The organism is Novosphingobium ovatum (assembly GCF_009909235.1).
GTDB classification, from domain to species: Bacteria; Pseudomonadota; Alphaproteobacteria; order Sphingomonadales; family Sphingomonadaceae; genus Novosphingobium; species Novosphingobium ovatum.
Genome location: NZ_JAAAPO010000005.1, coordinates 355,127 through 372,232, shown reverse-complemented (window position 1 = coordinate 372,232; position 17,106 = coordinate 355,127). Strand labels below are relative to the sequence as shown.

Annotated in this window: 22 protein-coding genes; 8 read left to right on the top strand and 14 right to left on the bottom strand. The window is 63.5% G+C overall.

All coding sequences use genetic code 11. The annotated features are described in order from the left end of the window. Positions 1 to 61: 61 nt before the first annotated feature. The 5 genes from GTZ99_RS14120 to GTZ99_RS14100 form a co-directional block, all read right to left on the bottom strand. On the bottom strand, positions 62 to 508 hold the full coding sequence (locus tag GTZ99_RS14120; RefSeq protein WP_161719935.1) for an HK97 family phage prohead protease: 447 nt from the start codon (positions 506 to 508) through the stop codon (positions 62 to 64). Further along, positions 505 to 813: a DUF6127 family protein gene (locus GTZ99_RS14115; protein WP_161719933.1), complete on the bottom strand. Its 309-nt coding sequence runs from the start codon at positions 811 to 813 to the stop codon at positions 505 to 507. The genes GTZ99_RS14120 and GTZ99_RS14115 overlap by 4 nt, the downstream gene beginning before the upstream one ends. Next, positions 803 to 1,981 (bottom strand): phage portal protein, encoded by a 1,179-nt coding sequence (locus GTZ99_RS14110; protein ID WP_161719931.1) that lies wholly within the window; start codon positions 1,979 to 1,981, stop codon positions 803 to 805. The genes GTZ99_RS14115 and GTZ99_RS14110 overlap by 11 nt, the downstream gene beginning before the upstream one ends. 101 nt (positions 1,982 to 2,082) lie before the next feature. Then, on the bottom strand, positions 2,083 to 3,405 hold the full coding sequence (locus GTZ99_RS14105; protein ID WP_161719929.1) for a DNA-packaging protein: 1,323 nt from the start codon (positions 3,403 to 3,405) through the stop codon (positions 2,083 to 2,085). After that, positions 3,395 to 3,880, bottom strand: coding sequence for a hypothetical protein (locus GTZ99_RS14100; protein WP_201742536.1), 486 nt, complete (start codon positions 3,878 to 3,880; stop codon positions 3,395 to 3,397). Before GTZ99_RS14100 ends, GTZ99_RS14105 begins: the two co-directional genes overlap by 11 nt. Before the next feature lie 244 nt (positions 3,881 to 4,124). Between GTZ99_RS14100 and GTZ99_RS14095 the strand changes: the two genes are divergently transcribed. Continuing rightward, a complete protein-coding gene (locus tag GTZ99_RS14095; protein ID WP_161719927.1) occupies positions 4,125 to 4,775 on the top strand; it encodes a YqaA family protein in 651 nt (216 codons plus the stop codon). A 99-nt stretch (positions 4,776 to 4,874) separates the two neighbouring features. On the opposite strand, the gene GTZ99_RS14090 is transcribed toward GTZ99_RS14095, so the two are convergent. From GTZ99_RS14090 to GTZ99_RS14055, 8 genes are all read right to left on the bottom strand, one after another. Further along, positions 4,875 to 6,041, bottom strand: coding sequence for a nucleotide sugar dehydrogenase (locus GTZ99_RS14090; RefSeq protein WP_161719925.1), 1,167 nt, complete (start codon positions 6,039 to 6,041; stop codon positions 4,875 to 4,877). A 218-nt stretch (positions 6,042 to 6,259) separates the two neighbouring features. Continuing rightward, positions 6,260 to 7,135, bottom strand: a complete 876-nt coding sequence (gene rfbA / locus GTZ99_RS14085; protein WP_161719923.1) for a glucose-1-phosphate thymidylyltransferase RfbA — start codon at positions 7,133 to 7,135, stop codon at positions 6,260 to 6,262. Beyond that, positions 7,132 to 8,049 carry a dTDP-4-dehydrorhamnose reductase gene (gene rfbD, locus GTZ99_RS14080; protein ID WP_161719921.1) on the bottom strand — a complete coding sequence of 306 codons (918 nt, stop codon included), beginning with the start codon at positions 8,047 to 8,049 and terminating at the stop codon, positions 7,132 to 7,134. The genes rfbA and rfbD overlap by 4 nt, the downstream gene beginning before the upstream one ends. Further along, positions 8,046 to 9,107 carry a dTDP-glucose 4,6-dehydratase gene (rfbB, locus tag GTZ99_RS14075; protein WP_161719919.1) on the bottom strand — a complete coding sequence of 354 codons (1,062 nt, stop codon included), beginning with the start codon at positions 9,105 to 9,107 and terminating at the stop codon, positions 8,046 to 8,048. The genes rfbD and rfbB overlap by 4 nt, the downstream gene beginning before the upstream one ends. Positions 9,108 to 9,110: 3 nt before the next feature. Then, on the bottom strand, positions 9,111 to 9,704 hold the full coding sequence (gene rfbC / locus GTZ99_RS14070; protein WP_161719917.1) for a dTDP-4-dehydrorhamnose 3,5-epimerase: 594 nt from the start codon (positions 9,702 to 9,704) through the stop codon (positions 9,111 to 9,113). 256 nt (positions 9,705 to 9,960) lie between these two features. Continuing rightward, positions 9,961 to 11,160, bottom strand: coding sequence for a serine palmitoyltransferase (spt, locus tag GTZ99_RS14065; protein WP_161719915.1), 1,200 nt, complete (start codon positions 11,158 to 11,160; stop codon positions 9,961 to 9,963). A gap of 9 nt (positions 11,161 to 11,169) precedes the next feature. After that, positions 11,170 to 11,409, bottom strand: coding sequence for an acyl carrier protein (locus GTZ99_RS14060; protein WP_161719913.1), 240 nt, complete (start codon positions 11,407 to 11,409; stop codon positions 11,170 to 11,172). Positions 11,410 to 11,522: 113 nt separating this feature from the next. Beyond that, positions 11,523 to 11,900, bottom strand: coding sequence for a response regulator (locus GTZ99_RS14055; RefSeq protein ID WP_161719911.1), 378 nt, complete (start codon positions 11,898 to 11,900; stop codon positions 11,523 to 11,525). A gap of 90 nt (positions 11,901 to 11,990) precedes the next feature. On the opposite strand from GTZ99_RS14055, the gene GTZ99_RS14050 reads away from it, so the two are divergent. The 5 genes from GTZ99_RS14050 to GTZ99_RS14030 are packed head-to-tail and all read left to right on the top strand — an operon-like array spanning position 11,991 to position 15,277. Further along, positions 11,991 to 12,275 (top strand): DUF3572 domain-containing protein, encoded by a 285-nt coding sequence (locus GTZ99_RS14050; RefSeq protein WP_227711358.1) that lies wholly within the window; start codon positions 11,991 to 11,993, stop codon positions 12,273 to 12,275. Then, the gene (locus GTZ99_RS14045) at positions 12,272 to 12,895 is read left to right on the top strand and encodes an HAD family hydrolase (RefSeq protein ID WP_161719909.1); all 624 of its coding nucleotides are present in this window, start codon (positions 12,272 to 12,274) and stop codon (positions 12,893 to 12,895) included. The genes GTZ99_RS14050 and GTZ99_RS14045 overlap by 4 nt, the downstream gene beginning before the upstream one ends. Position 12,896: 1 nt before the next feature. Beyond that, positions 12,897 to 13,364: a RidA family protein gene (locus GTZ99_RS14040; RefSeq protein ID WP_161719907.1), complete on the top strand. Its 468-nt coding sequence runs from the start codon at positions 12,897 to 12,899 to the stop codon at positions 13,362 to 13,364. Positions 13,365 to 13,368: 4 nt separating this feature from the next. Continuing rightward, on the top strand, positions 13,369 to 14,112 hold the full coding sequence (locus tag GTZ99_RS14035; protein WP_161719905.1) for a glycerophosphodiester phosphodiesterase family protein: 744 nt from the start codon (positions 13,369 to 13,371) through the stop codon (positions 14,110 to 14,112). Positions 14,113 to 14,119: 7 nt separating this feature from the next. After that, positions 14,120 to 15,277 (top strand): GNAT family N-acetyltransferase, encoded by a 1,158-nt coding sequence (locus tag GTZ99_RS14030; RefSeq protein ID WP_161719903.1) that lies wholly within the window; start codon positions 14,120 to 14,122, stop codon positions 15,275 to 15,277. Between the two features lie 12 nt (positions 15,278 to 15,289). Here GTZ99_RS14030 and GTZ99_RS14025 read toward each other — a convergent pair whose 3' ends face one another. After that, entirely contained in the window at positions 15,290 to 15,589 is a 300-nt protein-coding gene (locus GTZ99_RS14025) for a sel1 repeat family protein (protein ID WP_161719901.1), read from the bottom strand. Between the two features lie 330 nt (positions 15,590 to 15,919). Between GTZ99_RS14025 and dksA the strand changes: the two genes are divergently transcribed. Both dksA and GTZ99_RS14015 read left to right on the top strand, forming a co-directional pair. Beyond that, entirely contained in the window at positions 15,920 to 16,378 is a 459-nt protein-coding gene (gene dksA / locus GTZ99_RS14020; protein WP_161719899.1) for an RNA polymerase-binding protein DksA, read from the top strand. Positions 16,379 to 16,641: 263 nt separating this feature from the next. Further along, positions 16,642 to 17,016 (top strand): PilZ domain-containing protein, encoded by a 375-nt coding sequence (locus tag GTZ99_RS14015; protein WP_161719897.1) that lies wholly within the window; start codon positions 16,642 to 16,644, stop codon positions 17,014 to 17,016. Positions 17,017 to 17,106 lie beyond the last annotated feature (90 nt).

The following is a 17,106-nucleotide window of genomic DNA, read 5'->3' as shown; positions in this document are numbered from 1 at the left end:
GCGGCCGGAACAAAGGGTTGAGATGCAGGCCTCCGCATGGCTGCGGATGGCCTGCGGCAATTCAGGCAATCATGTGGACACGGGCGTCGGGCTGCATCGGGTGAGTCACCAGACTCACCTCGAACAGGTCGATGTCGGTCAATTCGCGGCCCAGCGCGTCCCGCTGAAAGCCACGGGCGCGATAGCCAAAGGACAGGCCGTTCACCTTGCCCGCTTTGAGCGCTGCGGCCGCGCCGCCCTGCGGGTTGTCGATGCGGGCGATGACGCGCAGGCCGTGGTCGTCTTCGCTGGCCTGTTCGATCCAGCCGATGCGTTGTTCGGGCTGGTGTTGCCAATACAGCGGCAGGGGCCCACGCCCGTTGCGCCGCCATTCCTCCAGCGTGCGGTTGAACGCGCCGGGGCGGATCGTGTCCTGCCCCGCATCGCGCCGGTCAAACAGCGCCGCATAGCCGGCAAAGCGCAGCCCGGCGGTGGCGGGATCGACCCTTTCGGGCAACACCGCGCTCATCGCAGCAGGTCCATCGCGCCAGAGCGCATCGCGATGCCGATCAGTACGCCCGCCAGAATGCCGCGCACCGCCCAGTCGACCACCGCCCGCCACGCACTCTGCTTGGCATCGCGCCAGGCGCGCAGCAATTCGCGCAGCTCGCTCAAGTCATCGGGCGCGCTCTCGTCGTTCAGCCCCATGCGGGCCAGCATCCGCGCCGCGCCCAATTCGCTGGCTTCCTCGACGATGGCGCGCAGCGTGGCGACGTCGCCACCTTGGGCGGTTTCCTGCGCCATCAGCCGGGCCAGCATGTCCTCACGCTTCATGGGGTACCTCCGAGGCGGGGGCGGCGGGCATTTCGGGAGACAGGCCGATCATCGCGCGCTTTTCCTCGCGCGTCAGGAAATCGGCGGCATTCACCTGCGACCACAGGCTCTGGCGGTCTTCGGCAAGGGCTGGCACCTTATCCAGATCGATCGACAGCCGCGCATCCGAGAACCAGGTCACCAGCCCTTCGGCCAGTGCGGCAAACAGCTTGCCCGCCAGCGGCAGCAGCGTTAGGCGCCACAGCGCGCGGTTTGCCTCGCGGTAGTTGCTGTAGGTGCTGTCACCGGGCAGACCCAGCAGCATCGGCGGCACGCCAAAGGCCAGCGCGATATCGCGGGCGGCGGCGGACTTCAGGCTGGCAAAATCCATGTCGGCCGGGCTCATCGAGAGCGACTGCCACTTCAGCCCGCCTTCCAGCAGCATCGGGCGGCCCGCATTGACATTGCCGGCAAAGGCGCGGTTCAACTCGTCACGCAGGCGGTCGAACTGTTCCGAGGACAGGCTGCCGCCATTGGCCGTGTCATACACCAGCGCCCCCGAAGGCCGCGCCGCGTTTTCCAGCAGCGCGCGGTTCCAGCGGGCCGCGGCATTGTGGGTGGCGATCGCCTGATCGGCGGCGTTCAGACACCCCGCGCCATAGTGGTCATCGGCCGGGTGGAACCCGCGAATGCAGATCACATTGGGCGAGGCATCGCCATCCAGCATGGGGATGTTCAGCGTGTTGTTGCCCACCTTGTACGCGATGCCGGTGGGCCAGCCGTCATTGCCAAACAGGACGGTCACACGTTCCGGGCGCAGCGCGAACAGCTCGACCGGCCATCCGGCGGCGTCTTTGATGATCTGGACATAGGCGTTACCGTGCAGCAGCAACTGGCTGGCCAGCGTTTCCAGCAAGGCCTGTCCGCCGCTGGTGGCGGTGACCAGGGTGGTCAGTTCAGGATCGGTCGGCGCCAGAGGGGCGCCCGCAATGCCATCAGCCACCAGCCGCACCGCGCGGTGCGCCACCGGATTGTCCAGATAGGCGCGCCGGACCGAGCCATTGTAATCAAAGGTTTCGCGGCCAGCCGCGCCGTCCGTGAACAGCCAGGGCGAGGCATAGGATCGCGCCAGCGGCACCCGCGGCCCCTTGGCCTTGAACGCCGAGGCGATGGAGTTGATGAAGTTCATGGATCGCCTTTCGATTACTTGGGCGACGCGGGCGCGCCGCACACAGAGAGCCACCGGCCAAAAGCGGCCGTCAGGCATTTGCGAAACGGTGTGGTCAGTGGTTACAGATCGCAGACGCGCGGTGGCGCGCGGCGGTTGAGCATCAATTCGGTCAAGGCCCAGACGGCGGCGTCCGCCCGGTCGGGTGAGCGGCCCGGCCCCTGATAATCACCGCCCGTCATCAGCCCGCACAACTGGTCTTCCAAGGCGGCAAAGCTGCCGACATGGCGCACCCGGCCGGCCTCATACAGCGCGGCGACGGGTTCGGCGCGGGCCGATTTGCCCGCGCTGGCATGCACCAGCCGGATCGGCAGGTTGATGTCGGCGGCACGCAGCACGCTTTCTACCATCGCCCCGCCCTGATTGGCTTCGGCCACCACGCGGTCGGCGCGATAGCGGATGGCGGTGTCCGACACCGCCCGCGCCCAGCGTTCCGGGCTGGCGCGGGCCAGCGTGCGGTCGGCCAGAACGCGGGCGATGCCATCATCGCCCAACGCCACCACGACAATGCCACAGGCATCGCCATGCGCCGAGGCGGGCGGATCGACCCCCACCACGGTACGGGTGACATCGGCGCTGGCGGCGGGCTCGCGGCACGATTCCAGCAAGGCGCGGGTCCATAGCGCGCCTTCGCGGTCGAGCAGCATTTCGCCGTCCAGTTCTTGTCGCGCCAGCGCGCTTTTGCCCAGTGTGCGACGGATGTCCCGGATAAAGCGGGCGGGCAGATTGCTGGCATTGTCCTCTGTCCGCCCGCGTGAGACGGCCAGGTCAGGGGTTTGCAGCAGGTGCTGCATGATCGGCACTGCGCGCGGTGTGGTGGTGGCCAGCGTGCGGGGCCTATCGCCCAAGCGCAGGCCCAACATCAGATTGTGCCATGTTTGCATGGCGCGATCGGCGGAATGATCCCATTTGGCAACCTCGTCACACCATGCGTGGCTGTGCTGTGGTCCGCGCAGGCTTTCGGGTTCGGCGGCGGAATAAAGTGTCGCCTGCGCCCCATTCGGCCAGGTTAACCGCCGCAGCGAAGGCTCGAAGCTGGGGCGGCGATGCGGGTGGCCACAGGCGATCAGCCCGCTCTCACCCTCGATCATCACCGCCCGGGCATCACCCAGTGACGCACCAATCAGCGCGATCCGGGCATCCGGGTTCTGACGAGCAATGGAACGAACCCATTCGGCGCCCGCCCGCGTCTTGCCAAAGCCGCGCCCGGCCATGATCAGCCACAAGCGCCAATCGCCTTCGGGCGGTAATTGCTCAGGCCGCGCCCACAGATACCACAGATGGGCAAAGGCGGATTTTTCATGCGGGGCCAGTTTGCCCAATGCCATCAGGCGCTCCTCTGGCGACATGGCCAGCAACCATTCCAGTTGCTGGTTATGCGTCATGGGGCCGTTCATCCTCGTCCTCGTCATCCAGCGCCTTGCCCGCCAGAGAACGCTGGCGCATCCGCTCCAGCTTGGCGTTGATCGAGGCGAGGATGGCGTCTTCATCCATATCGTCGCGCGCGGCCCGTTCGCTGGCCACCGTCTCGCGGTGAGCGGACAGCAGGCGAAAGGCGGTGGCGTTGTCATAGGCGCGGGCGCTGCGCTTGGTACCGGCGGCGGGTTTGATTTCACCGGCGCGCAGGCGGCGCAACAGTTCCATCTCCAGATGGTCGTACCCTTCGCACAGAGCGCCGCGCCACGCCTGTGCAAAGGCCGGGTCACAGCGCCGCGCTTCATACACCAGCGCGGTGGAAACCTTTGCCTTGCGGGCAGCGGCGCTGACATTGGATGTCGCGGCCAGTTCAGCCAGAAACGCCTTGGCCCATGCGGACTTGCCATGGGGGGCGGGCGGACTGGCGCAGGAAGTCTTCTTCACGACACCAGCCAAGCCGGCGCCGGGTTCGGGGCGTTCCGCCATATGTCATGTGTCCATGCCAGGAGGGAAACGAAGAGCCTTGCGCCCGGCGTCGGGGGCGACTCGGTATTCTTCGATGTTCTTGTTTTGTACCGAATGAGCGTGACAATGTCAAGCGCGAATAACCAAATGGGTAAATTGGTGCTGCTCTTGCTGGGCGATGCCGCGCCCGCTAAGCACAAGCCCTCAGTGCAAAAGGTGTGCGATGCTGCGTAAACTCTATGATTGGACGATGGCCAAGGCGGCCGGCCCCGCAGCCCAATGGTGGCTCGCGCTCTTCGCCTTTGTCGAGGCAAGCTTCTTTCCGATCCCGCCCCACCCTGTGCTGGGGGTGATGTGCCTGGCACAGCCGAAAAAGGCGATTCGCTTTGCCATCATCACCACGCTCGCGTCGGTCGCGGGTGGTTTGCTGGGTTATGCGATCGGTCACTATGCCTTCGCGCTGGTGGGGGAAAAGCTGCTGGACGTGCTGCATCTGACGCAAAGCTTCCCCTATGCCGCGTGCAAATTGCGCGGTGAGGCGGGTTTTCTGGCCATCGTGCTGAAAGGCGCAACGCCCATCCCGTTCAAGCTGATCACCATCACGGCAGGTTTCATCGGCATGCCGCTGGCGATGTTCCTGCTGGCCAGCCTGATTTCGCGCTCGATCAGCTTCCTGATTGTCGGCGTGCTGTTCCGCCTGTTTGGCGCACCGATTAAGGCATGGATCGACAAATATCTGGGGCTGGCGGTTGCCGGTTTCCTTGTCCTGGTGGTGGGCGGCTTTGTCGCCGCGGCGATGCTGGGCAGCCACAAGGGCGCCAAAACCGACGAATGTACCGGCGCGACGATGGCCAGCATCAGCGCGCCGGCCTGACCTCCGGAGTCATCACGTAAAAAAGGCCGGCGCTCCGTCAGGAGGCCGGCCTTTTTATGTGTTCGTTCTGTGCGGTGCCGCGGCGCCGCGGCGCGCGACTTAATCCGAGCCGAACAGGTCGCGCGAGAACACCTTGTCCTGAACGTCAGCGATGGCGGGGCTCATGCGGTTGGCGATGATGATATCGCACTCACCCTTGAACGCTTCCAGATCGCGGCTGACGCGTGAGCCAAAGAAATCATCCTGCTGAATCGTGGGTTCATAGACGATCACCTCGATTCCCTTGGCCTTGATCCGCTTCATGATCCCCTGAATCGAGGACTGCCGGAAATTGTCCGATCCCGCCTTCATCACCAGTCGATATACGCCCACCTTGCGTGGTTTGCGGGCGATGATCTGATCGGCCAGAAAATCCTTGCGCGTGCTGTTGGCGTCGACAATCGCGCGGATCAGATTTTGCGGAACCTGCGAGTAGTTCGCCAGCAATTGTTTGGTATCCTTGGGCAGGCAATAGCCACCGTAACCAAAGCTGGGGTTGTTATAGTGGTTGCCAATGCGCGGATCGAGGCAAATTCCTGAAATGATCTGTCGTGTATCCATGCCGCCGGCCAGCGCGTAACTGTCCAGTTCATTGAAGAACGCAACGCGCATTGCCAAATAGGTGTTGGCGAAAAGCTTGATCGCTTCAGCCTCGTCAGCATCGGTGAACAATACATCGACGTCTTTTTTAACTGCCCCCTGCAACAGCAGATCGGCAAAGATCCGCGCCCGCTCGGACTGCTCACCCACGATGATCCGCGAGGGATAGAGGTTGTCATGCAGCGCCCGCCCTTCACGCAGGAATTCGGGGCTGAAGATCACCTGTTGCGTGCCCAGCCGTTGGCGGACATCGGTGATGAACCCGACAGGCACCGTGGACTTAACCACAATGGTTGCGTCCGGGTTGGCCGTCGCGGCGATCTGGATCACCGCCTCTACCGACGAGGTGTCGAACTTGTTGGTCTCGGCGTCATAATTGGTCGGCGTGGCCACGATGACATAATCTGCCCCGGCCATGGCCGCTTGTGGATCGGTCGTCGCGCTCAGGTCCAATACGTGCTCTGCCAGGAATTGTTCCAGTTCGGCGTCGACGATAGGTGATTTGCGATTGTTGACCAACGCCACGCGATCAGCTGAAATGTCCACCGCCACGACGGTATTGTGCTGTGCCAACAAAACCGCGTTGGACAGGCCGACATAACCAAGGCCGAAAACGGTGATTTTCATTCAGATGTCCTCACACAAGCCAACGCGTCTTGCGCGATAGCAGATGCAGCAAAGCAGCCAGGAATCACAAAACCAATACGCGTCCAATCGTTGGCAACGCGCATATACCTAGGCTCTATGAACGTATTGCACATGCACAGTCAATGCCGCAACAGCGCCAGCACGGCCATCGGGTTAACGCCTAATTGGTTGCAAGCCCGCCGCGCAAAGGGCTGACACTATGCCCGGGACAGCAGGTGCCGCAAATATTGGCCATAAGCCGCCTTGCCCAGACGGTCGATCGCGCGGGTCATCCCGGAATCGTCAATAAACCCCTGACGCCACGCGATTTCTTCTGGGCAACAGACCTTCATCCCCTGCCTCCGCTCCAGCGTGGCGACAAAATCGGCGGCGTCCAGCAGGCTGTCGGGCGTACCCGTATCCAGCCAGGCAAATCCGCGCCCCATCTCCACCACATGCAACCGCCCACGTTCCAGATAGGCTCGATTGACGTCGGTGATCTCCAGCTCTCCGCGCGCGGACGGCGTGATATTGGCCGCAATGTTCACCACATCCGCATCATAGAAATACAGCCCCGTCACCGCCCAGTTCGAGCGCGGTGCGACCGGCTTTTCCTCGATACTGATGGCCCGCCGTTGAGCGTCGAATGCCACCACGCCATAGCGTTCAGGATCGGCCACGTGATAGGCGAAAACCGCCGCGCCGCCCTGATCCACCGCCTGCCTTGCCCCGCCCATCATTTCGGGCAGGCCATGGCCAAAAAAGATGTTGTCGCCCAGCACCAGACATGATGCCTGCCCGTCCACAAAATCGGCGCCAATCGTATAGGCCTGCGCCAGCCCCTTTGGCTCTGGCTGCACGGCATAGGTGATCGCCATCCCCCACTGGCTGCCATCGCCCAACAGCGCCTGAAACGCCGGGCTGTCGTGCGGGGTGGTGATGATCAACACCTCCCGAATCCCCGCCAGCATCAGCGTCGAGAGCGGGTAATAGATCATCGGCTTGTCATAGACGGGCATCAGCTGTTTCGAAAACGCCATCGTCATCGGATAGAGCCGCGTGCCGCTGCCACCGGCCAGAATGATGCCCTTCATGCGACATGCTCCGGCCGGGCGGTTTCGGTCAGGATGCGCGCGACCACAGTGGGCAACGCAGCCCGCCAGTCCGGCAGCCGCACGCCATAGGCCATCGCCAGAAAGCCGCAGTCCAGCCGCGAATTGGCCGGACGCTGGGCGGGTGTGGGATAATCGGCGGTGGCAATGGCGCGCACCTGCGCCACTGGCCCGCCCTGCGCCGCGCTGGCGGCAAAGATCGCGCGAGCAAAGTCTGCCCAACTGGCCTCTCCGGCGGCGGTCATGTGGAACACCCCGCGCGGCGTTGCACCTGGGTGGGATGTCAACGCCTCGATGATGTCCAGCACCCCATCGGCAATGTCCAGCGCGCTGGTGGGATTGCCGATCTGGTCGGCCACCACGCCAATCTCGTCGCGGTCCTGCGCCAGCCGCAGCATGGTTTTGACGAAATTGTGGCCAAACGGGCTGTAAACCCATGCCGTGCGCAGGATTACGGCGCCGGGATGGGCGGCCATCACGGCCTGCTCACCCGCCAGCTTGGACGCGCCATAGGCCCCCTGCGGCGCAACCGCGTCATCCTCGTCATAGGGCGTCGCCTTTGCCCCATCGAACACATAATCCGTCGACAGATGGACCACCGGCAAAAGATGCCCATGCGCCCATGCCGCCACGGCGGCGGCGCCCTTGGCGTTGATCGTCATGGCCAGATCGGCCTCACTCTCGGCCCGGTCAACGGCGGTATAGGCGGCGGCCGACACCACGGCGTCGGGCATCGCCCCGCAAAACGCCCGGTCCAAAGCCCCTGCAACCGCATCGGGCATCGCCAGATCCAGCTGCGGGCGGCCGATGGCGATAACTTCGTCGCCGCGTTCCTCTGCCCTTTCGGCCAACGCCCGCACCACCTGCCCGGTCAGTCCCGTTACCGCGATCCTCACACCGTTTTCTCCAGCAAGCCCAACCGTTCGCCGCCATATCCGGCGCGCAGCGGCCTCCACCACCAATCGTTGTCCAGATACCAGCGCACCGTTTTTTCAATGCCGGAGTCGAAGGTCTCCTGCGCGCGCCAGCCCAATTCGCCCTCCAGCTTACCCGCGTCGATGGCATAACGCGCATCATGGCCCGGCCGGTCGGAAACAAAGCGGATCAGCTCTTCACGCGGGCGGTCGGACGGGATCAGCCGGTCCAGCACCTGACAGATGCGGCGCACCACATCGATGTTGCGCCGTTCATTGCGCCCGCCAACATTATAGGTTTCGCCCGGCCGCCCCCTTGCCGCGATCAGGTCCAGCGCGCGGGCGTGATCCTCGACATACAGCCAGTCGCGCACATTCGCGCCCGATCCATAGACCGGCAATTCCCGCCCCTCCAACGCGTTGAGGATGGTCAGCGGGATCAGCTTTTCCGGGAAATGGTATGGCCCGTAATTGTTTGAACAGTTCGATACCACCACCGGCAGGCCATAGGTGCGGTGCCATGCCTTGGCCAAATGGTCGGAGGCGGCCTTTGACGCGGAATAGGGCGATGACGGGTCATAGGCGGTGGTTTCGGTAAACAGCGCCTGCGGGTCATGGTCCAGACTGCCATAGACCTCATCGGTGGAGACATGCAGAAAACGGAAAGCCGCCTGCCCCGCTGCGTCCAGCCCCTGCCAATAGGCCCGCGCCGCCTCCAGCATGGTATAGGTGCCCACCACATTGGTGGCGATGAAATCGCCCGCCCCGGTGATCGAGCGGTCCACATGGCTTTCCGCGGCCAGATGCATCACCCGGTCAGGGCGAAAATCGGCGAATGCGCGGTCCATCGCCGCGCGGTCGCGGATGTCGGCATGGACAAAGCGGTGGTTGGCGTGATTGGCCACATCGCGCAGGCTGGCCAGATTGCCGGCATAGGTCAGCGCGTCGATGGTCATCACGCTGGCCCCGCGCTCCAGCACCAGAAAGCGCACCAGCGCCGAGCCGATAAAGCCCGCGCCGCCTGTTACCAGAACCCGCATGGTCTACTCTCCCTCCAGCGCGATCACGGGGGCACAGCCAAAAATGGGCGCAATGTCGGCTAACAGCGGCTGAACCCTGTCCTTTGCCGACAGCGTTTCGGGATCGGCAACCGCAGGCCAGGCAATGCCTATGGCCGGATCGTCCCAGCGCATGCCCTTGTCATGCTCGGGGCTGTAATAGGCCGTCACCTTGTAACTGACGCGGCAATCAGGCGCGAGGGTGCAGAACCCATGGGCAAAGCCGGGCGGGATCCATAGCTGATTTCCGGCCTTGGCGCTCAACACCAGGGCGGCCCATTGGCCATAGCTGGCCGAGCCCGCGCGAATGTCCACCGCAACGTCCATGATGGCGCCCGACAGGCATCGCACCAGCTTGCCCTGCGCCATGGGGGCGGTCTGGTAATGCAGGCCACGGATCGTCCCGACCCGTGCCGAGAACGACTCGTTATCCTGCACGAAGCGATGGTTGGCGCCATCCTCCATCGCCTGATCGAAAACGCTTTGACGAAACGCCTCGGCAAAATAGCCGCGTTCGTCGCCATGCCGTTGGCAGGTGAATTCGATCAATCCCGGTATGGCCAACGGGCGAAAAAGCATGCCCAACCCCTTTGCTATGTCACGTAAAGCGTTGAAAATTCTTTTCCGCTGTCGTGTGTATGGCGCAGAGGGGCGCAGGCAAACCGGAACAATCACCATTTAGGCGTGCATTCCGCGTGATTGTCACCAATTCGCAGGTAAAATTACGGTGGCCGGGCCGGCTGGCTCATCGCCCGCGCCGTCACCATTCGGCAAAAAGCCCGACCTTCCGCATGGGAAGCCCGGGCCTTTGTGTGATTGCCGTGGGGCAGAAGGATCAGATGATCCCGACTGCCTTACCGGCGCGGGTGAACATGCCGATGATGGTTTGCACCTGTTCGGCCGTATGCGCCGCGCACAGCGAGCAGCGCAGCAGCGTCATGCCCGCAGGCGTTGCCGGCGGGCGGGCCAGATTGACATACAGCCCTTCGTGCAACAGCGCTTCCCACATCATCGCGCCGCGTTCCAGATCGGGCATGATGACACTGATGATCGCGCTTTGCGGCTCGTCCGTGCCCAGCTGGAATCCGGCATCGCGCAGCCCCTTGTGCAGGGTGCGGCTGTTTTCCCACAGATGCGCGCGCTTGTCGGCGGCGTGCATCAGCTTGCGCACGCTGGTCGCGGCGGTGGCCACAACGCTGGGCGGCAGGCTGGCGGTAAAGACATAGGGGCGGCAGACCAGCCGCATGATCTCGAACTTGGGATGGTTCGAGACGCAGAAGCCGCCGACCGTGCCGACCGATTTGCTGAAGGTGCCGATGACGAAATCGACGTCCTCCAGACAGCCCTGCTCCTCGGCCACGCCGCGCCCGTTGGGGCCGATGAAGCCCATCGAGTGGGCCTCGTCCACCAGCACCATCGCGCCGTACTTCTTGGCGATGGCGATCATTTCCTTGAGCGGGGCGATGTCGCCCAGCATCGAGTAGACGCCTTCCAGCACCACCAGAATGCCCGCGCCCTCCGGCACGCGCTTCAGGCGCTTTTCCATGGCCTCGATGTCATTGTGCTTGAACGGCACGACCTCGGCATCGCCCATCTTGCACCCGTCCCAGATCGAGGCGTGGCTGTCGATGTCGAGGATGATATAGTCACCCTTGCCCGCGATCGTGCTGATGATGCCCAGATTGGCCTGATAGCCGGTCGAGAACACCATCGCGTGCTTCATGTCGTAAAAGTCACACAAAGCCTGCTCGACCGCCTTGTGCCCGGCATAGGTGCCATTGAGCACGCGGCTGCCGGTGGTGCCCGAACCGAAATCGTCCAGCGCCTGTTTGCCGGCGGCGATGACATCCGGATCGAACGTCATGCCCATATAGTTGTAAGTGCCCAGCAAAATCGTCTCGCGCCCGTTGCACAGGGCGACGGTGGGGCTGATCACCTTTTCCATCACCAGACCGAATGGATCGGTCACGCCCGTGGCCAACAGGCCTTCGCGCTGGGCGATGATGGGGTCGAATTTGGAAAACAGATCGGTCATGTCCGCCTCTCAGCCCTTCAGCTTCATCACCGCGTCGACCAACTGGCCATAGGTTTCGATTTCGGCCTGGGCGTTCATGCTGATGATGATGTCGAATTCATCCTCGATCGCGGCGACGAAATCCATGACCGTCAGGCTGTCGAATTCCAGATCCCCGGCAAAGGTTGCGGCATCGGTGATGGCAACGCCCTTCTTGTTGAACGGCTCGATCAGCGCGGCGATCTTTTCGGCGGTGGCGGCGCGGTCCATGCAAAGTCCTCTTGGGTGTGTGGGGTTGGCAGCCCTGTGGCCGACAATTGCGGCGCAAAAGCGGCGGCAGGCGGCAAAAGTCAAGCGTGGCGATGTGCGAAACCGTCCGTGCGTCAGGCGGGCACGCTGCCCAGCAGGCCGCGCACGGCCGCCATGAAGGGGCCGATCGACACGGGTTTGGCCAGATAGCCCTCGGCGCCGGCCTCGCGGATGCGTTCCTCGTCGCCCTTGCCGGCATAGGCGGTGACCGCCAGCACCGGGATCAGGCGCAGCACCGCATCCCCCTTGGCCGCCTCGATCAGCTCCAGCCCCGAGATGTTGGGCAGTTGAATGTCCATGATGATCAGATTGGGGACAAATTCGCGCGCCTTGTCCAAAGCTTCGCGGCCATCGGCCACCGGCTCCACGGCATAGCCCTGTGACTTGAGCACATCGCAGAACAGCTTGCGATTGAGATCATTGTCCTCGACAACCAAAATCCGCTTTGCCATGCGCTGTCCTGTGGGTCATGTACCGGACTGCCCGGCCATACCCTCTAGTAGGCTGTCCGAGGGGGACTGACAATTCTTCGTGAACCATCTTTGACGCCCGATGATCCAGAAGCGCTGGCGCTGGCCGCGCTGGGCTGGGTATTGTCAGACGAGGACCATGCCCAGCGCCTGCTGGCGCTGACCGGAATCACGCCCGATGAGCTGCGCGAACGGCTTGGCGAACGCGATGTGCTGGTGGCGGTGCTGGACTTTCTGATGGCGCACGAACCCGACCTTTTGGCCTGTGCCGAGGCGCTGGAGGTCACCGCCTCCGACATCGCCCGCGCGCATGCTGCATTGAACGCGATGGATCAGGATACGGATTGGGGCGCATGAGCAGGCCACTGGTAATCACCGATTGCGACGAGGTGCTGTTGCACATGGTCGTGCCGTTTCGCGACTGGCTGGCCGATGTGCATGCCATTGATTTCACGATGAACGGCAATGATTTTGCCAAATCGATGCGCCGCGCCGACGGCAGCCTGATCGAACAGGCCGAGATGTGGGACTTGCTGGGCCGCTTTTTCGATACCGAAATGCCGCGCCAGACCCCGATTGCGGGCGCTTTTGCCGCGCTGGAGGCGGTACAGGCGGTGGCCGATGTGGTGGTGCTGACCAATCTGGAACATCACCGCCAAGAGGCGCGCACGCAACAGCTGGCCGATCTGGGCATGCCTTTGCGGGTGTTCACCAATCAGGGGCCAAAGGGGCCGGCGATTCAGGCAATTCTGCGCGAATACAACCCCAGCCGCGCCGTGTTCATCGACGATATCGCGGTGCATCACGGGTCGGCGGCGGACATTACGCCGCATGTCACGCGGCTGCATCTGTGCGGAGAGCCTTTGTTGGCGCCCCATATCCCTTGTGCCCATCAGGCCGGTCACGCCCATGCGCGGATTGATGACTGGCACGGCGCGCTGCCGTGGCTGATGGCCCAACTTCATGGAGATGATTGAAATGACTGATGCCGAAATCGACGCCAAGCTGGCCGAACTGGGGCTGTCGTTGCCTGCCGCCGCCGCGCCTGTGGCTGCCTATGTGCCGGTGGTGGTGGCTGGCGGTCTGGCGCATGTGTCGGGCCAGTTGCCGTTTATCGATGGCGCGCTGGTGACGGGCCGCTTGGGCGAAGACGTCAGCCCTGAACAGGGCAAGGCTGCCGCGCAGGCCTGTGGGCTGATGATCCTGGCGCAGCTCAAGGCCGCGCTGGGCAGTCTGGACAAGGTGGAACGCATTGTAAAGCTGGGCGCTTTTGTTAATTCGACGGGCGATTTCACTGGCCAGCCGGGCGTTGCCAATGGCGCCAGCGAACTGATGGCCGCCGTCTTTGGCGAGGCGGGCAAGCATGCGCGTAGCGCGGTGGGCGTGCCGGTCCTGCCGCTGGGCGCGGCGGTTGAGGTGGACGCGATCGTGGCTGTGCGGAGCTGATCACATGGGCGGGAATCGGGCGGAATGGTTGCGGGGTTTGACGATCGCGCATCGTGGTTTGCACGATTCCCGCAATGGCGGTCGCTGGATGGAAAATGGCGCCTCGGCCTTTGCCGCGGCGATCGCCTCGGGCTTTGGCATTGAATGCGATGTGCGCCTGTCATCCGATGGTCAGGCCGTTGTTTTCCATGACGAAACGCTGGATCGCCTGACGCATGTGTCAGGGCGGCTGGCGGGCTATCCGGCGGCCGTTCTGTCGCGCATCCCGATCAATGGGACGCGTGACACGATCCAGCCTTTGTCGGTGGTGCTGCATCAGATCGACGCGCAGGTGCCGCTGTTGATCGAGATTAAGACCGATAAAAGAGGACGTTACCAGCCGATCTGCACCGCCGTGGCGCAGGCGCTGGAGCTGTATGATGGCGATTTTGCCGTGATCAGTTTCGATTCGCGCGTGCTGAAATGGTTCGGCAAGAATCAGCCCGAAGTGGTGCGCGGTTTGGTGCTGGAACGGAACGATTTTGGCGGATTTCCGCTGATTCGGCGCTGGCGGCGGGGGCGGGCTGTGGGGCGTTCCCGGCCCGATTTTCTGGCGGTGGACTGGCGCGCGCTGCCCAATGGCTGGGTGGCGCGGCGGCGGCGGCGGGGGATGCCGGTGGCGGCATGGACGGTGTGTGATGCCGAAACCCGCGCCTTTGCCCTGCATTACGCCGATGCGGTGATCGCCGAGGCGCAGGGGATGGGCTGACCCCCTGATGCCAAACCCTTCATATACCGCGCAAATCCTGCCCAGTGTTGCCGATCTGTCGGCGGCGGAATGGGATGGGTTGAGCGATGGCGGCAACCCCTTTGTCACCCATGCCTTTCTGGCGGCGATGGAACGGTCGGGCAGTGTCGACCGGCTGGACGCGGAGCAATCCCATACCGGCTGGCGCGCCGCGCCGATTGTTGTCAATGACGACAATAACGTGGCCCTTGGGGCGCTTCCCGCCTATATCAAATCGCATAGTCAGGGCGAATATGTGTTCGACCATGCCTGGGCCGATGCGTGGGCGCGGGCAGGGGGTGATTATTACCCCAAATTGCAGATCGCGGTGCCCTTTACCCCCGCCACCGGCCCGCGCATCCTGACGCGTGATCGGGCGGTGGCGCTGCCGCTGTTGCGGGCGGCCGAAACGCTGTGCCGCGATGCTGAATTGTCGTCCGCTCATGCCACCTTCATCGCGCCCGATCAGGTGGCGCTGTTTGAGCAGGCGGGCTGGCTGATTCGCCATGACATCCAGTTCCATTGGGAAAACCGGGGCTATGGCTGTTTCGACGATTTTCTGGGCGCGCTGTCATCGGCCAAGCGCAAGAATCTGCGCAAGGAACGGGCCGCCGCGCAGGCAGGGGTGACGATCCGCCAATTGTCGGGCGATGCGATCCGGCCTGAACATTGGGACGCGTTCTGGGCGTTTTATCAGGACACCGGCAGTCGTAAATGGGGGCGCCCCTATCTGACGCGCGCGGCGTTTGATCTGTTGGGGCAAACGATGGCCGACCAGATCCTGCTGGTGCTGGCCTATGACGGGGATATGCCGGTGGCGGGCGCGCTGAACTTTATCGGGCGCGACGCGTTATATGGGCGCTATTGGGGGGCGGTGGTTGACCGGCCCTTTTTGCATTTCGAACTATGCTATTATCAGGCGATCGATGCCGCCATCGCGCGCGGTTTGGCGCGGGTGGAGGCGGGCGCGCAAGGGGGGCACAAGCTGGCCCGCGGATACGAGCCGGTGCGCACCACATCGGCGCATTACATCGTCCATCCCGGCTTTCGCGCGGCAGTGGCCGATTTTCTGGAACAAGAGCGTCAGGGCGTGGCCAGCGATCAGCTGGTGCTCAACACCCGCACCCCGTTCCGCAAGGAAGGCTGAATCAGCGCGGCTTTACGCTGCGTGGCGCCGGGTGACGTTCAACCACTCGCGGGCGCGGCGCTGGGCCTCGGCGATTTCGCGGGCGGTCATTTCGTCGCTGATCTCGTGGCGGCAGACGGCGGCTTCCTCATGGCCCAGCACGGCGGCCAGATTGAACCATTTGTGCGCCTCGATCAGGTCGCATTCGACGCCGTGGCTGCCGGTGGAATACATCACGCCCAGATCGAAATAGGCGCTGATGTCGCCTTGGGCTGCCGCGTTCAGGCAATCGGCCACCAGATGTTCATCATTGGCGTCGGTGACGATGGCCATGTGGCCGCTCGGCAAGTCAGCGCTCTTGTTCCAGCTCGCTTCCATAATACTTGCACCCCTCGAATCACGGCACATCGGGCCGTTCTCGAGTCCAGAGGCTGGCTCAGGCTGGTTAATTATTCGTCAACCATACTGGCAAGGCTTTGCCGGAGTGGATGCGTGACGGTTCTGCGACAAAGCTCTTGTTGAAAAACGCGGCCTTACCGGCTTGGCGCTTGTGTGGCGGGGCGCGGACAGCTAAAGCGCGGCTCGTTCGACAAAGGCCCAGCGCCGGATTTTGCCGGCGAAGGTGTATTGCCTTTGTTAGGCCGAAAGGCGCGGAGGGATTTGATGGCAAGTGGTCTGGCTGACGAAATCGACGTCCTGGTCAAGGCGCGGCGTTCTCTGGCCGGTGATTATGTCCCGTCCGACAGCGAAGAATATATGTCCGAGGCGCAGCAGGATTACTTCCGCCGCCTGCTGCAACAGTGGAAAAAGCTGATCCTCTCGGCCTCGGCGGACACGCTGAGCCAGTTGCAGGAAGGCCCCCTGCGCGAGCCGGACCTGAATGACCGCGCCAGCAGCGAGACCGATTGGGGCATCGAACTGCGTACCCGCGATCGCCAGCGCAAGCTGATCTCCAAGATCGATTCGGCGCTGCGTCGAATCGAGGAAGGCGAATACGGCTTTTGCGAGGTGACCGGTGAGCCGATCGGCCTGGGCCGCCTGATTGCCCGCCCCATCGCCACCATGACGGTCGAGGCGCAGGAAGCCCACGAGCGCCGCGAAAAGATCAGCCGCGAGGATTGAGTCGCGTGCCCAAGGCCCGGCGGGCTGGGGGCGAGGCGAATCGCCCGCCGCCATCGGGCATTGGTGTCAAGCGGGTTTACCATGCGCTCGTGGGGCGAAATTGTCCCGTTTTTGCACCGTATCTGTGCGTATTGCTCCGGTAAAACGCGGCGAAATTTCAGCTTTCCTTAACCGTGCGCTTTTAACTTTTCGGTGTTGATCCAGACACTGGCCCGCCGACGCTGTGCGCAGCCCGGCCCGCCACTTCGGAGTTGAGCACCGCCATGACCGAGTTAGAGCAGCGCCACATTGCCCGCGACAGCCTGTTCGTGATGGCTGGCCTGCGGGTAGCTGGCATGGACAAGGAGTTCCGCGTCAAGATCCGCAACCTGTCGCCCGGTGGCCTGATGGCCGAGGGCGGCCCGCGGGTGGTGCGCGGCACGCCGGTCATCATGGACATTCGCAATGTGGGGCAGGTGCCGGGCGTTGTCGCCTGGGTGCAGGACGCGCGCTTTGGCGTGGCCTTTGATGAAGAGATCGACCCCAAGACTGCCCGTGCGGGGACTGGCCCCGCGGTCGAGCCGCCCCAGTTCCGCCCTTTGCCCAGTGTGGCCCAACTGATGTCGGGCAATGGCCGGGGCGCCTTGCGCAAGGTGTAATGGGCAAGGTGTAATCGGGCGGGGCTGATCACACAGGGGGCCATCAATCCCCGGGCGGATGGAATTTTACGCCCACAGGTGATTGCCGTG